The organism is Imperialibacter sp. (assembly GCF_048007035.1).
Classification (GTDB): Bacteria; Bacteroidota; Bacteroidia; order Cytophagales; family Cyclobacteriaceae; genus Imperialibacter.
In genome coordinates this window covers 5,460,119-5,475,075 of sequence record NZ_CP180355.1, presented here as the reverse complement: position 1 = coordinate 5,475,075, position 14,957 = coordinate 5,460,119, and the positions used below count along the sequence as shown (strand labels likewise).

General features: G+C 46.5%; 12 protein-coding genes. 7 read left to right on the top strand and 5 right to left on the bottom strand.

What is annotated here, in order from left to right:
* Positions 1-150: 150 nt before the first annotated feature.
* On the top strand, positions 151-1,542 hold the full coding sequence (locus ACMVP2_RS23625) for a sodium-dependent transporter (protein WP_416865383.1): 1,392 nt from the start codon (positions 151-153) through the stop codon (positions 1,540-1,542).
* Positions 1,543-1,559: 17 nt separating this feature from the next.
* On the opposite strand, the gene ACMVP2_RS23620 is transcribed toward ACMVP2_RS23625, so the two are convergent.
* Both ACMVP2_RS23620 and ACMVP2_RS23615 read right to left on the bottom strand, forming a co-directional pair.
* Positions 1,560-2,351 carry a hypothetical protein gene (locus ACMVP2_RS23620; RefSeq protein ID WP_416865382.1) on the bottom strand — a complete coding sequence of 264 codons (792 nt, stop codon included), beginning with the start codon at positions 2,349-2,351 and terminating at the stop codon, positions 1,560-1,562.
* Between the two features lie 78 nt (positions 2,352-2,429).
* Complete coding sequence (locus ACMVP2_RS23615; RefSeq protein WP_339792628.1) at positions 2,430-3,668, bottom strand: ABC transporter permease; 1,239 nt, start codon at positions 3,666-3,668, stop codon at positions 2,430-2,432.
* Between the two features lie 247 nt (positions 3,669-3,915).
* On the opposite strand from ACMVP2_RS23615, the gene ACMVP2_RS23610 reads away from it, so the two are divergent.
* From ACMVP2_RS23610 to ACMVP2_RS23585, 6 genes are all read left to right on the top strand, one after another.
* Positions 3,916-4,740, top strand: a complete 825-nt coding sequence (locus tag ACMVP2_RS23610; RefSeq protein ID WP_416865381.1) for a tetratricopeptide repeat protein — start codon at positions 3,916-3,918, stop codon at positions 4,738-4,740.
* 208 nt (positions 4,741-4,948) lie between these two features.
* Complete coding sequence (locus ACMVP2_RS23605; RefSeq protein ID WP_416865380.1) at positions 4,949-6,211, top strand: asparagine synthetase B; 1,263 nt, start codon at positions 4,949-4,951, stop codon at positions 6,209-6,211.
* A 108-nt stretch (positions 6,212-6,319) separates the two neighbouring features.
* Entirely contained in the window at positions 6,320-7,078 is a 759-nt protein-coding gene (locus tag ACMVP2_RS23600; RefSeq protein ID WP_152000882.1) for a sulfite exporter TauE/SafE family protein, read from the top strand.
* Between the two features lie 130 nt (positions 7,079-7,208).
* On the top strand, positions 7,209-8,534 hold the full coding sequence (locus tag ACMVP2_RS23595; RefSeq protein WP_416865379.1) for an MFS transporter: 1,326 nt from the start codon (positions 7,209-7,211) through the stop codon (positions 8,532-8,534).
* Positions 8,535-8,698: 164 nt separating this feature from the next.
* Positions 8,699-9,157, top strand: coding sequence for a (2Fe-2S)-binding protein (locus tag ACMVP2_RS23590; protein WP_152000884.1), 459 nt, complete (start codon positions 8,699-8,701; stop codon positions 9,155-9,157).
* 23 nt (positions 9,158-9,180) lie between these two features.
* Complete coding sequence (locus ACMVP2_RS23585) at positions 9,181-11,322, top strand: molybdopterin cofactor-binding domain-containing protein (protein WP_416865378.1); 2,142 nt, start codon at positions 9,181-9,183, stop codon at positions 11,320-11,322.
* 75 nt (positions 11,323-11,397) lie between these two features.
* Here the strand turns inward: ACMVP2_RS23585 and ACMVP2_RS23580 are convergent, their stop codons facing one another.
* From ACMVP2_RS23580 to lpxK, 3 genes are read right to left on the bottom strand one after another with little or no spacing between them, the layout of a single operon-like run.
* Positions 11,398-12,000, bottom strand: coding sequence for a tRNA-(ms[2]io[6]A)-hydroxylase (locus ACMVP2_RS23580; RefSeq protein ID WP_416865377.1), 603 nt, complete (start codon positions 11,998-12,000; stop codon positions 11,398-11,400).
* 12 nt (positions 12,001-12,012) lie between these two features.
* Positions 12,013-13,866 (bottom strand): putative porin, encoded by a 1,854-nt coding sequence (locus ACMVP2_RS23575; RefSeq protein ID WP_416865376.1) that lies wholly within the window; start codon positions 13,864-13,866, stop codon positions 12,013-12,015.
* Positions 13,863-14,924: a tetraacyldisaccharide 4'-kinase gene (gene lpxK / locus ACMVP2_RS23570; protein WP_416865375.1), complete on the bottom strand. Its 1,062-nt coding sequence runs from the start codon at positions 14,922-14,924 to the stop codon at positions 13,863-13,865. Before lpxK ends, ACMVP2_RS23575 begins: the two co-directional genes overlap by 4 nt.
* Between the last annotated feature and the right edge of the window lie 33 nt (positions 14,925-14,957).

The window sequence follows — 14,957 nt, the reverse complement described above, 5'->3', positions numbered from 1 at the left end:
TAATTAGATCCAAAATACGGGCTGACTTCTTACAGTGGCGCTTACGAAGCCCACAATTGACCGCAGAAATAATTATGACGCTACGTAATAAAGATTTTTCGTCGCATTTGATAGATTGCAAGTTGGAAACAAACTTAACCTAACTACCAAATGGCTTCTAGAGGGAATTTCAATAGTAAAATCGGTTTCATTGCAGCAGCGGCTGGTTCAGCTGTTGGTTTGGGCAACATCTGGAAATTCCCTTTTGAAGTAGCTGACGGTGGCGGAGCAGCCTTTGTGTTGATGTACCTCGGCTTTTGCTTCATCCTATGCTTTCCGGTGATGGTGACTGAGATTGCCATAGGTCGAAAAACTCAAAAAGACCCAGTTGGAGCATTTGGTGCTCTCGGATTTCCGAAATGGAAGTTTCTTGGGAAAATGGGGGTGCTAGCCGGCGTGCTTATCCTTTCTTTCTATAACGTGGTGGCTGGTTGGGCCTTTGGCTACTTTCTCGAAATGTTAATGGGCAACTTTGCCATTGGAGGGCAGTTTGGAGATTACATCAAGGATGTGGTCAAAATTGGAGCCTATGGTGCTGTGTTCATGTTCTCTACTGCTTTTATTGTTTCAAAGGGTGTGTCCGGCGGCATCGAAAAAGCCTCCAAAATTCTGATGCCTACCCTCCTCATTCTTATTATTTCGCTAGTGGCCTACGCCATGACATTGCCTCACGCCATGGAGGGGGTTAAGTTTTACCTCGTACCCGACTTTTCTGAAATCAATTTTGAAGTAGTATACAGTGCACTTGGTCAGGCTTTCTTTTCTCTTTCTTTAGGTATGGGAGCACTCATTACCTACGGCAGCTACGTATCTAAAGACGAGAACATTATCTCCTCCGCAGCCCTGATCACCCTCACCGATATTTCCGTGGCATTTTTGGCAGGTTTGATGATGTTTCCCTTCGTTGCCTACATGAGTGAGGGAAACTTGCACGAGGTCACCGGTGGTCCGGGACTTATTTTTGCCACACTTCCTGGCGTTTTTGAGTCATTTGGGCCAATTCTCGGGATAATAGTGGGCGCTTCCTTCTTCCTTTTGCTTTCTTTTGCAGCTCTCACCAGTACTGTATCACTTCTGGAGGTGCCTGTGGCCTACGCAGTGGATGAACTCAAAATAGACAGAAAAAAGGCTGTTTGGCTGATAGCAATAATCATATTTATAGTTGGCATCCCGTCGCTGATGGCCAATGGCTATTCTCCCTTCTTCTCTTCTTTTATCACCTATATGGGTAACGTCAACCCGACTGATTTCATGACACTGGTGTCGGACATTGCTAATGACAGCCTGCTGCCGTTGGGCGGCTGCCTGATTTCGTTCTTTGGCGCCTATGTGTGGAAAAAGCACAACCTCAATGAAGAGATTGCCCAGGGTTACCCTAACTATCATGGCTCTTTTGTAGAAAAATTCATCAACCTGATGGTGAGCTACTTCTGCCCGATTGTACTGGGTATTATCTTCATCCTGACTGTCTTGGACAGGTTCTTTGGAATTGCACTGGTTTAACAAGCAACATTAACTCCTCACTTCTTAACAAACGACTCTTTAAAGCCGTCGAGAATGATGTAATAGTTGCCAGGCTTCAAAAGACGAAGAGGGATTTCTTTGGCGTTTCCTGTCAGGATTATTTCTTCCTTTTCATTTAAGATTTCGAAAGCAGTCGCTCTCGATAGCGTCATTTTGTCGGACACCACCTTGGGAGTGAAGGTGATGGGCACCTTGTAGTAAACAAACTCAACCTCGTCAGAGTACAGATAGTTGTTGGCACTTGCTCTGTATTTTACTCTGAATTTATTCGAGCCCTCGGTCAGCTCAGGAAAGTAAGAATAATCACTGGACGCAAATTGCCCCTGTGAGGGTATTTCATCTATTTCAATCCAATCTTCTCCCCCCAATCTTTCAATAATATAGGATGCTTTTTCCCTCTCTCCTCGGGTGTTCCACTTGACTTCCTCCTCAATGAAAACAATGCTATTAAAGCGAAAAGAGCTATGCCAGAAAATGGCCTGCGGGTTTACAATCTTGGGAGAACAAATGGTGTCGTGAAGCACTCTTATCGAAACAGGCGTGTATAAGTCGAGCCCTTTGAAGTCAATCTCGAGTGCTGACAGCTTCAAATTAAGGTTGAGCGCACGCCCGTTAAGCAATACTTCTCTTACACAAAACTTCTCAACGCCCTCAGATAGAGGATTTTGAACAAACAGAGATTTGCCCTGGTAAACTCCGGTAATAGCGATCTCCTGCCCCCTCACAAAAAAAGGCAGAGAGATTAGCCAGAAAAATATCCACAAGCACCTCCAGGTAGTCGATAACATAAATTGTACTTGCACGGAAACAAAATTCTTTAAAAGCAAGAAAGCACAATTTACGAAATTGTTACCACTACATGGCAATTATTCGAACCGGAGGGATTCGATAGGGTCTAGCTTCGAAGCTTTGTAGGCAGGTAAATAGCCGCTGAGTATCCCCACAAACATACCTATAAGCAAGCCGACCATCATCCAAAACCAGGGGATAACAAAACCATCGGCTTCCAGCAGCTTGGCAATCAGATTACCAACCAGAATACCCAAAATAATCCCGCCAATACCACCCATTTGTGTGATAACGATGGCCTCTATGAGAAACTGCTGTCTGATTTTAGTCGGTGAGGCACCAAGCGCCTTTCGAACGCCTATTTCCCGGGTTCGTTCTGTAACTGAAACCAGCATAATGTTCATAAGCCCGATGGAAGCACCCAAAAGTGTGATGAACCCTATTCCAAAGCCTCCCATTCGAAGGTAGCCTGTGATCTCCTCCAGGCTTTCAGCCAACGATTGGTTTCTGGCTACATCAAATGAATCCGGCTCACCCAAAGGGTCCTTTCGGATAGAGCGCATGAGACCTGTGGCCTGGCCCATTGCATACTCCATTTGAGTGGGGTCGTTGATGGCTACCGTGATGGTATATTGAAGGTTCCGCCGTGGGTCTACCCTTCTTGCAGTTTCCAGGGGCACCAAAAAGTACCTGTCAAGCCCACTGTCTCCGCCAATATTTCCTTGTTTTTCCAGAACACCAATCACCCTGAACCTGATCCCATAGGCAGTAATGAATTGATTAACAGGATTTTCGTTCTTTTCGAACAAATTACTATACACCTCGTCGCCAATAATGACTACGTTAGCTCCATTCTGTGCCTCAATCTGAGAAAAATTACGCCCCTGCGACAGCTCACCACCTTCAACGACGAGAATATTGGCGTCCCCTCCCACAATTCGCATGTTTGGGTTGGTCACTTTCGACCCCCTGCTCAGCTCAGCGACTCCGGTTACCCACGTGGTGAGAGAGGGAGTGCCATAGGAGTTGTAAAGATCAAGGAATCTTCGGGCCTCACGGTAGTTGATGGCCGGATACCGTTTTTCTTCCACTCCGCTGGACCTGCGGTTATCGTATCGTTTGGTTCTGACGTCAAAGGTGTTAGCTCCCAAATCCGACAAGCTGTTATTGATAGACGCCTGTATGCCTTCTATGGCCGTTAGAATACCCACCAAAGATGTAATTCCTATAGCAATGATCATCGCTGTAAGAACTGACCTTAGTGTGTTCGTTTGCACAGCCTTGATACCTTCCCGGATGTTTTCTAAGATGATCATGTGGAATTCAAATTCTTTGTAAATCTAATAAATGTGTATTCAAAACAATTTCTCTGTGCCGCTTTTAAACATTCAGCCCTTGATGCAAAAGGCCCGCTTCTGCCGACCAACCACTATCTCTAAAATTCCACTACGAAGAATCCCTGACCCAATAAGCAATTACATTTGCCATTCATACCAGGCCATGTTGTACGATCTTCTTCACTTTCATAGCTTTACATTTTGAGAAGCTATCAACACACAGTTAATGAGTAAGGTTTTATTGCTTTTTATTACACTCTTCACATTTTTAATTCAAGCCCAAGCGCAGTTATTGCCTCTCAGCACACCGTCTGACTCCGCCAAACACTATTACTACCTTGGATGGAAGCAGATCATGGACTATGCAGACTATACACGGGCGGAGCAGTCGTACCGAAAAGCCATAGCATTTGATCCTGAGTTTATTTTAGGACAAAGCCTTGTCGGTAGAATATCGCCCGACATTAAAGAACGCTACGAAATACTTGAAAAGATCAACGGCAAAAAGCACCTGGCAACGGAAGACGAACAACTCGTGGCCGATGTGTCGGTGATGCTGATAGAATTTCTGAATGCCAGAGAGGAAATGGATAGTGTGAAAACGGCGGAAAAGATTGGCATCGCCTTGCAAACCGGCCTGCAAAACTTCGGCTTGATTGGTCAGAAGTACCCGGATGAGGTATACTTTATCTCAGAGTACTTTGAGATCGTAAACTATCTTTACGGGCCTCAAAAAGCACTCGACACCCTAAAAAGCTATAACCTATCGCTCAAAAAGCCGGCCCCTTTTCTCATCGGTTACGAGTCGACGCTGGAAGCTGCTCTCGGCAACTATGACAATGCACTTGAACTGGCCTACAAGCTAAAAAAGTGTTTCAAAGACAAAAAAGTACCCAAACCCTATGTTGTCCTTGGTGAAATATACCTACAAAAAGGTGATTTAGAGAGTGCTTACAAATACATTAATAAGGCACTGGAACTTGACCCGGCCAACAGGGCTGTGCAGAGGCTGAAAAAGAGAGCCGAAGTGGTACAGAAAAGTAATTTCTGACATCGGACTTCAGAAAAGAGAATTGATTTTGCCTAAAAAATGTTTCTTACGTTATAGTAAAGGTGACTAAGTCATACGATAATACGTTAAGACAAGGTGACTCATGGAATTTACGACTTGTTCTGTTAGATTTAGTTGGCGAAGTTGGGCCTTCGGAGCAAGAAAAAGAGCTCCCAGCAGGCAGGTTCAATAGAAAAAATTTGAGTAGATGAAGCGTATTATATTTCTCCTGTTTATCTTTTTATTTATCGGTAGCAAGGCATTCTCGTCTTCTATCCTTATCCCCATGGACAACAGCCAAACGAACCACTTGAAATCGTATGGTGTGGCCTATTGGGTGCTTTCCAAAGATATTGAGATTGACTGGCTGCTCAACTACCGGGGCGGCAGCTTTATGTTCAAATATTACCAGGCTTTTGAAAATGAGCTGATTATCCGGGGTGTAAGCTATGAGGTGATTTCCGATGCCGAAGCCGGGCAGATACTTGAGGTCATTGCAAGTCCATCGTCCAATATGGATGCCATGAGGCTGGAGAAATACCCAAAAATCGCCGTTTACTCACCAAAAAGTAAGCTACCCTGGGACGATGCCGTAACCATGGTACTCTCCTACGCTGAGATTCCCTACGATGTCATTTTTGATGAGGAAATCCTGTACAACGAGCTACCTAAATACGACTGGCTGCATTTGCATCACGAAGACTTTACAGGCCAGTATGGGAAGTTTTACCGGGCCTATGGTAACTACCCCTGGTACATAGAGCAGCAAAGGGACTATGAAGAAATGGCCAGAAAACACGGCTTTATGAAGGTGTCACAAATGAAGCTGGGCGTGGCAAAAAAAATCAGAGACTTCGTGGGCAGCGGCGGCTTCCTTTTTGCCATGTGCTCGGCTACCGACTCCTACGACATTGCCCTGGCCGCCGAAGGTATAGACATTTGTGAAAGCATGTACGATGGCGATCCGGCCGACCCACGGGCACAGCAAAAGCTGGACTTTAGTAAAACATTTGCTTTCGGTGACTTCTTATTGGAAAGGCGTCCTCTTGAATACGAATACTCGAACATCGACATGCAGCCCAACGAGCGGGGAGTCATTGAAAGAAACGACTATTTCAACTTGTTTGAGTTCAGTGCCAAGTGGGATCCCATTCCTACCATGCTCACCCAAAACCATGAACGGATCATCAAAGGTTTTATGGGACAAACAACTGCATTTAGAAATGCAACCGTTAAGCCCGATGTGGTGGTGATGGGAGAAAACAAGAGCATTGGCGAAGTGCGGTATCTTCATGGCATATTTGGCAAGGGCTTTTATACTTTCTATGGTGGTCACGACCCGGAAGACTATCAACACCTTGTGGGCGACCCTCCAACTGACCTCAATCTGCATCCAAATTCCCCTGGCTACCGACTGATTCTCAACAACATACTTTTCCCTGCTGCAAAAAAGAAAAAGCAGAAAACCTAATCTTTTAAACTGTCCGGTTTAAAAAATTTCGGTTATTAATTTGGCCTTGACTAGTTTCACCTACATTTTTAATGACAGAAACTGACCACCGCCAAACCTCATTCTTAGTTGATAGAACTTTTCTCCTATGAGCTTTCCCACTCTGATTTGTGGATGATACTTTCGGTGTCAGTGCTCATCGGCATGTCCAAAACAGGCGTTCATGGGGCAGGAATGATAGCGGTGCCGCTGCTGGCTGCTGTGTTTGGTGGCAAGCAGTCGAGCGGCTTCCTCCTTCCTATTTTGTGCCTTGCTGATATTTTTGGAGTGGTGTACTACCACCGGCATGCAGCGTGGGATCACCTGTGGAAGCTCTTTCCCTGGGCAGCGGCAGGAACCTTGCTCGGCACCTGGGTGGGCAACTACATCGACGACGAGGCCTTCAAGCTCATCATGGCCATCATCATTTTTGTTTCGGTCGGCTTAATGATTTGGCTGGAGAAGAGGAAGAAAAATGAAGAAAAGGTGCCGGCTTACTTTTGGTTTGCAGCACTCATGGGCGTTGCAGGCGGGTTTACCTCCATGGTTGGTAACCTCGCAGGGTCTGTTATGGCCCTTTACCTGCTCTCAGTACACTTACCGAAAAATTCATTCATCGGTACGGCAGCCTGGTTCTTTATGGTTCTCAATTGGTTCAAGCTGCCTTTTCACATCTTCAGCTGGCACACCATCACGGTAGACTCCTTCCTTTTTGACCTTGTAACTTTACCGGCTATTGGCCTCGGCGCTCTTATCGGAGTGGCCATCATTAAGAAAATTCCTGAGAAGCAGTATCGGTGGTTTATAATAGCAATGACAGTTGTAGCAGCTTTTGGAATGCTGTTATAGAAACGGCTTACAGTGGATGTAAACAATTTTTGCGAGTGGCAGTTAAAAGGTGGGAATTCCATTGCAAAAACAATTTTCTGCACGTTATTACCTTCCTTACGGCAACCAGGTTAGTAATCAGACTTTTTTTATGGGCAAGCCTACACTCAAATTCTGGCAGATCATCAACATGAATTTTGGCTTTTTCGGGCTCCAGTACAGCTTCGGCCTGCAGCAAGCCAACATGAGCCCCATTTACTCCTACTTGGGGGCTGAAGAAAGTGAGCTCCCCCTCCTGTGGCTGGCAGGCCCTATGACCGGGCTCATCGTTCAGCCCATCATCGGAGCCATAAGCGACAAAACCATCACCAAATGGGGCCGCAGGACTCCGTATTTCCTCATAGGCGCTATCTTTTGCAGCCTTAGTCTACTCGTAATGCCGTACAGCAGCACCGTGTGGATGGCAGCAAGCGTGCTTTGGATCCTCGATGCGGCTAACAATGTCACTCAGGAGCCCTACCGGGCGTTTGTTAGCGACAAACTGCCGAAGGAGCAGCATTCCCTGGGCTTTTTAACTCAAAGTGCTTTCACCGGCCTCGGACAAACCCTCTCATACCTCACCCCCACCCTACTTATTTTTTTCGGTGTCAGTGAGCTTGCAAAAAATGACAGCGGTATCCCTGTCACAACAATCATCGCTTTTGTGATTGGCGCTGTGGTGTCCATAGGCTCTATCCTATGGACGTTGAAAACCACGAAAGAAATCCCTATTTCGGAGGAAGAAAAAGCCCACATAAGAAGCCAACCCAAGGGCATAGGTTCGACCATTGCTGAAATTGCAAAGGCTTTCAAAGAAATGCCTCTCACGATGAAGCAGATGCTGCCCATGATGCTGTTTAGCTGGTATGCTATGTTCATTTACTGGCAGTACATCGCCAAGTCGCTATCAAAATCTCTCTTTGGCACTACTGATGTGCTTGACCCCGGCTTCAGAAAAGCTGACCTGCTGGTGGGGCAAATTGGGGCGTTTTACAATTTCATTGCCTTTTTTGCCGCTTTCGGGCTAGCGATGCTGGCTCAAAAATACGGCCCAAAGTGGATTCACGGTGCATGTATGTTTCTGGCTGGTGCTGGCTTGCTCGTGATTCCGGAGCTAAACACTCCTGGCATGGTCTTCATTCCTATCATTGGCATGGGGCTATCCTGGGCAAGTATGATGGGAAACCCTTACGTAATGCTTGCGGGCAGTATTCCGCCCGAAAGAACGGGGGTATACATGGGCATATTCAACATGTTTATCGTCATTCCCATGTTGCTCGAAACGTTCACCATTCCTATGTACTACTCGTCATGGCTTGGCAACAGTCCGGTGAATGCTATCAGGCTGGCTGGCACGCTATTGATTCTTGCAGCTATTTCGGTTGCTTTTATCAAACTAAAAAGACCAGACCAAAGCGATTTACACGCAGAAAAGTGAAGAACGCTCATAGCTTTCTGCACGGCTTCATGATTTGGTAAGTGACTGGATAGCATGGTATTCGAAACACTTTACAACTGCATTTTTCCAGCCATCCCAGACGTCTATGAAATCTGACCAATTATTGGTACTTTGAAAGTATTCAGTAAATCAACTCTTACATTATGGCCCAGTTTAATCTAAAAGTTAATGGAAAAGAACACCAGGTTGATGTAGATGCGGACACCCCACTTCTTTGGGTGCTTCGTGACAACCTCGATTTGGTAGGCACCAAATTCGGCTGTGGAATAGCCATGTGTGGCGCCTGTACGGTTCACGTTGATGGCGATGCTGTCCGGTCTTGCTCTATGCCAATTTCAACGCTGGGAGACAAGTCTGTGGTGACCATCGAAGGCTTATCTGCCGATGCCTCTCACCCGCTTCAAAACGCCTGGAGAGAGCACGATGTACCCCAGTGCGGCTATTGTCAGGCAGGTCAGATCATGAATGCCGCAGCCCTGCTGTCGAAAAATGCCTCTCCAACGGACGAGGAAATAGAAAGCGCCATGAATGGCAATATTTGCCGTTGTGCTACTTACAACCGTATCAAGGCAGCCATCAAGACGGCTTCCGCAAGCGTTTAAGTCTGTTCCAAAAATCCGAAATCATGACTTTAATAAAAACATCATACAACAGAAGATCCTTTCTGAAAGTATCAGCAGCCGGTAGTGGCGGTCTTGTTATCGGCTTCAACTGGCTGGTATCGTGCAGTCCCAGTGCTGAAACCGCTATAAAAGGAGCTCCTAAAGAGTGGTTCAATGTAAATGCTTACCTCAAAATAGGCGAGAACGGCCTCGTTACGATCATGTCTCCAAATCCTGAGGTCGGCCAAAACGTCAAGACGTCAATGCCGATGATAGTGGCTGAAGAATTGGATGTGGCCTGGAAAGATGTCGTGGTTGAACAAGCGCCGCTTGATACGGAGAAATTTGTCAGGCAGGTGGCGGGCGGAAGTCAGTCGCTGAGAAGTTCATGGAAAGGCTTGAGAATGGCAGGTGCTACTGCCAGAAAGATGCTGATGGAAGCGGCTGCCAAACAGTGGCAGGTAGATGCCTCAACCCTGACTACTTCAGAGGGAGTAATCAAAAACGCAAAAGGTGATACACTCACCTATGGACAAATAGCCTCCGCTGCTGCATCCGTAACCGTGCCTGAAGAGGTGGAGTTGAAAGACCCATCTGCCTTCAAAATCATTGGCACCGACACCAAAAACGTTGACATAGAAAAAATCATTACCGGCAAGCCACAGTATGGCATGGATTTGAAAAAAGAAGGAATGAAAGTAGCGGTCGTGCTGCGCCCCCCTTCTTTTGGTGCCAAACTAAAGTCGTTTGACGACAGCGAAACCAGAAAGGTAACCGGTGTTTCTGATGTTATCCAGTTTGGCAACAAGGTAGCGGTACTGGGCAACACAACCTGGGCTGCTATGAAAGGCAAAAAAGCACTTAAAGCTGAATGGGAAGAGGATACGCCTGCCGAGAGCACTGAGTATCATGACAAGCAAATGATGGCCTTGCTTAATACAAAGAATGGCGAGCCCAGAAGAAACGACGGCGATGTGGACGCCGCCTTCAAAACCGCCGACAAAGTAATTGAGAAAACTTTCGAAGGCCCTTTTCTACCGCACAATCCTATGGAACCAATGAATTTCTATGGACATGTGACGGCGAGCAAGGTGGATCTTATCGGCCCTATTCAGACACCCGAGAGAACAAGGCGCCAGGTTGCTGAGCTACTGGGAAGGCCCGAAACAGAAATTTTCATTGACATGACCCGTATGGGAGGTGGTTTCGGTCGCAGGCTTTACGGTGACTTCGTGCTGGAGGTGGCCGAAATTTCAAAGCTCTCCAACACGCCCATCAAGCTGGTCTACACCAGAGAGGACGACATGACAGCTGGTATTTACCGCCCTGCATCGAAATACAAATTCAAAGCCGGTGTAAAAGACGGCAAGCTGGTGGCTTACCATTTGGTTGGCACCGGCATCAACGGCAACGGCTGGACTCGTGAAAACTGGTTTCCGGCAGGATCCATTCCCAACTACAGGGTGGAGTCGTACGGGCTGGACAGCAACATTACCACAGGTGCCTGGCGTGCACCCATCACCAACTTCCTGGCTTATGCTGAGCAAAGCTTTATTGACGAAGTGGCCGAGGAAATGGGAGTTGATGCCGTGCAGTTGAGGCTTGACTTGCTCGAAAAAGCTAAGAGTGACCCTGTGGGTACGGTAGACTATGAGCCAGAGAAAATGATTGGTGCCATAAAACTTGCTGCCGAAAAGGCCAACTGGTCGGCTACTGAAGATGGAGTGAGCAAGGGCTTTAGCGCCTACTACTCGCACAACTCCTATGTGGCGATGGTTGCGGAGGTTGTCAACAAAAAAGGCCAGCCTAGCACCAGAAAAGTAACCTGCGCTGTTGACTGCGGGATAGTGATCAACCCGATAGCTGCCAAAAACCAGATTGAAGGTGGCATCATCGACGGCATCGGGCACGCTATGTATGGCGACATGACCTTTGTGAATGGTGCGCCACAGGCAAGCAATTTTAACAACTACAGACTGATCAGAATGGGAGAAGCGCCTCCGGTTATTGAATGTCACTTTGTGAAAAACACGAATGACCCTACAGGTCTCGGCGAACCATCGTTGCCACCGGCAGGAGGTGCGCTGGCCAATGCTATGTACAAAGCTACCGGACAGCGTTTCTATAAGCAGCCATTTATGCAACAGCAGATAAAACTTGGCTAGCTTTTATTCAGCGTAAAACAAAAAAAGGTTTAGGGGGAGACTCCTAAACCTTTTTTGTTTTATACCCTTTGACCGTCAATGCATCCTATCTCCTCTTACAGTAAGCGATTTCATTATTGCGGCCTCAGCTTCCAGGAACTCGTTCCATCTAACTTTCACATAATCCTTTGGCATGTATTCTTCCGCCAGTTCAATGAAATTATGATAGTGGCCAGCTTCTGAAACCATCAATTCATAATAGAACTTTTTCAACTCTTCATCCGCAATATGCTTGTGCAGCAGTTTGAACCTCTCGCAGCTTCTGGCTTCAATCAGCGCATTCAGCAGCAGCTTCTCCACCAACTGCTGGTTGCGGGAGCCACCCTTTCTCACTACCTCATTAAGCCTGGCCACATACTCGTCCTTCCTTTGCCTCCCTAACCCAAAGCCCCTCTTCTTGAGTTGCTCCACTACTCTTTCAAAGTGACTCCATTCCTCCGCCACTACTGGCACCAACAATTCCAGCAGTTTTTCTCTTTCTGGGTAGAGCATAATGAGCGAAATGCACGAAGAAGCGGCCTTCTGCTCACAATAAGCGTGATCAACAAGAATGTCCTCAATCTGCATACTGGCGATATCTGTCCAACGGGGATCGGTAGGCAGCTCCAGGCCAAGGGTGGTTTTACTCTTTGCTTCCATTGAGGCAATTATTTAGTCAAAGAAATACCAGGTAACACCGAGGTCAAACACCCGGCGCTGCCCCGGGTAATAGGGCGAAATGAAATAGCCATCGGCGGTGCCGGGTTGGTTTGCGTGCGTCATCTTGGCAAAGTATCGTGCATTGCCTACTTTGAAGTTCAGGAATACATCCGCTGTCAAATACGAATCGATGGCAAAGCTATTCTGGATGTAAAACTGCTGAATGACGGGATTGTAGGCATGGCCATAGTAAGTGGATTTCCAGTTCAGGTCAACGCCAAGTTGCACAGGCAGGTAGTCGTTGAACCATACCCCTTCATAGTAGAACCTGGTACTGATCAGCCACTCCGGCATCCTCCAAATCTCTGAGTCACTACCAGTAACAGCAGTGTAAATCACTTGAGGGTTCAGGTGAAAACTTTTGCCTATGGTAAGCTCCGCCGCAGCACTGGGATTCACCAGCAACTGTCCGGCAGCTGATAGGGATTGATGCGGAAGAGAGTCAGCACCAAAGTAAACATAGTTGGCCACCCTGGTCAGATTAAGCCCAGGCTTGAGTGTGACGGGGCCAAGCTTAACATTCAACTCACCCCCCAATCTATCAGCTCTTTGTGGTTCGAAGTCATTGACCCAGCTGTAGTGATTTCCAAAATAATAGAGCTGCTGGTAGCCTGGCTTGTACCTCATGCTTCGCAACCACAAATTGAGAAATGGCAAAGTGGTTCTCCCCTCAATATCAAAAAGTCCTCCCTGTAGGTATTCAACTTTGGCATCCGTGTCCCATACGTCAAACAACCTTACATTGATTTTCGCCCCTCCATAGCTCTCCGACTGGCGGCCAAAAGGAGATGAGAAGCGGTCATTGTAAGTCACATACCTCTGCTTCAGGTAAAAATTATAACTCAACCCCCCTATTTTGCCCAGCACCCCAGCTTCATTGAGCAGCGCTCTCATCTGAATCAGATCCGCCGTGCTGTCGCTGGTGATTAAGATATTTGGATAGGCCAAGGCGTTGTTGGTTGGCGTAGGGTCTTCAAAACTATTGTCGTGCCTTCCTTTGTCAAGCAAATAATAAACCTGAAGCTCATCAGTGATTTTGTACTTCTGAAAAAGGTGGAAGTTGATCTTATAGTCATAAGCTTTCACCCCTGTCAGTTTGATGGGAGAATCAAGGTATTGAAAAAGCTCAGCAGTGGAAGCATCTTCACTCACATCGATACCCCCTGTTTCAAGCACCTGGTGTTTGATCCTGTCAACGTTAAAAAGCAGTTGATACCGCTCGTTTTTTGACTTATAGCTGGTGTACAAATCCCAGGTGGTGCTGTTCACATTTCGGTCACCCCGACTGGAAGAAGAACCAATCTGCTTATCCGATGTAAGCAACTTAAAATCTACCCCTAAATTCCACCGTGGATTGATATTTCTTGAGTAGCCCACGTCCACCACGCTTCTTCCTGAGCCGCCCACGACAGTTTTTATTTTGATCCAGGGTGATTTTGTATCAAAGTATTTTATCTCAGAGGAGGGTATAAAGTAGGGGTCGTAGGCATTGATACCCAACGTGGCTCCTATTGTGGACGGGAACAGATAGTACAAAGACCTGGTCGCCGTTCCGTTGTTGCCCAGGTCAACCAGGGTATGGTTTGAAACATCAACCGCATCAAAATTCTCCAGCCCGTAAAGCAGGGTGTCAAGCACATGCAGAGAATCAGACAATGCTTTTATGTCAGCTTCTGAAAACCAAAACGTTGTTCTTGAGGAGTAAACATTTTTTGTTGAATCGTCCAGCACCTGTGCATGCGAAACACCCAGAGCAAGCCCCGTGGCGAAACATCCAATTGCCGCAATTTTTAGTATGATCTTCAAACTGACTTGCCCAGGTTTTTAGTTACCTTCTCTGCTATTACCGCCTCAAAGTTTTCTTTTTCTTTTGAAAAGGAAAACTCTATCGGGATATAAAAAAATGGCGCACTGTCCAAATACCGCTGAAACTTCGGGTTGCTCATTTTTACATAATCCTTTTCTGTGGTAAGAATAACGCAATTGACGCTGTTTTGATATTCATCAACAATCTTTTCCATTTCCTGATCACTGTAGGCAAAGTGATCAGCCCTTTCCCAATGCGTTACCACCTCAATCCCCTCAATTTTCAAATAATCCAATAATGGCGCCGGGCTGGCAATACCTGTAATCAAAAATACTCTCTTGTTCCACTCACCTTCTTTTCCAAACGACACGGGGCGTCCATATTGTATAGAACAAAAAAAGACAGGAGTGTCTGCCTGAGCGTAGGTTTGAATCTTTGCTCTCATTTTTCCCTTCTCCACTTCAGGCATGATCTGAGGCGATTTTGTCACCACAATGATATCAGCTCTTCTCGCCCACCTTCTTCCCTCTCGCAACGACCCCGAGGGCATAATAAAATCACGGTAAAAAGGATTTTGGAACGAAGTGAGGACTATTGAAGTAGATGGCTGCACAGCCCGATGTTGAAAGCCATCGTCCATAAGAATCACATCCAATTTTGGGTATCGCTCCCTAATGTTTCTAATAGCCAGCACCCTTTTCTCACCCACAGCCACAACAACTTTTCCAGACCATCTTTTGAAAAACAAAAGTGGCTCATCACCGACTGACGCAGCACCAGACAGCTCATCGACAACAAAAAAACCTTTTGTAACTCGGCCATATCCCCGGCTGATCACTGCTACATTCTTACCCATCGACAACAAGTAAGCGATGAGATAATTGATAGTTGGTGTCTTACCAGTGCCCCCCACTGACAGGTTGCCAACGCAAATCACCGGAATACTGAAACCAGTGCTTTTTAACACTCCCAGGTCATACAAAGTATTCCTGATATTCGTAATGCATAACCAGACAAAGGAAAATGGCGCCGCAAGAAGAACCCTAAGTAGTTGCATTAGTCAATTGTATTGTGGGCCTAAAGATAGTAT

Bases quoted from the DNA above. Each gene is read 5' to 3' on its own strand.
- ACMVP2_RS23625 (WP_416865383.1), top strand. From the start codon at position 151: ATGGCTTCTAGAGGGAATTTCAATAGTAAAATCGGTTTCATTGCAGCA.
- ACMVP2_RS23620 (WP_416865382.1), bottom strand. From the start codon at position 2,351: ATGTTATCGACTACCTGGAGGTGCTTGTGGATATTTTTCTGGCTAATC.
- ACMVP2_RS23615 (WP_339792628.1), bottom strand. From the start codon at position 3,668: ATGATCATCTTAGAAAACATCCGGGAAGGTATCAAGGCTGTGCAAACG.
- ACMVP2_RS23610 (WP_416865381.1), top strand. From the start codon at position 3,916: ATGAGTAAGGTTTTATTGCTTTTTATTACACTCTTCACATTTTTAATT.
- ACMVP2_RS23605 (WP_416865380.1), top strand. From the start codon at position 4,949: ATGAAGCGTATTATATTTCTCCTGTTTATCTTTTTATTTATCGGTAGC.
- ACMVP2_RS23595 (WP_416865379.1), top strand. From the start codon at position 7,209: ATGGGCAAGCCTACACTCAAATTCTGGCAGATCATCAACATGAATTTT.
- ACMVP2_RS23590 (WP_152000884.1), top strand. From the start codon at position 8,699: ATGGCCCAGTTTAATCTAAAAGTTAATGGAAAAGAACACCAGGTTGAT.
- ACMVP2_RS23585 (WP_416865378.1), top strand. From the start codon at position 9,181: ATGACTTTAATAAAAACATCATACAACAGAAGATCCTTTCTGAAAGTA.
- ACMVP2_RS23580 (WP_416865377.1), bottom strand. From the start codon at position 12,000: ATGGAAGCAAAGAGTAAAACCACCCTTGGCCTGGAGCTGCCTACCGAT.
- lpxK (WP_416865375.1), bottom strand. From the start codon at position 14,924: ATGCAACTACTTAGGGTTCTTCTTGCGGCGCCATTTTCCTTTGTCTGG.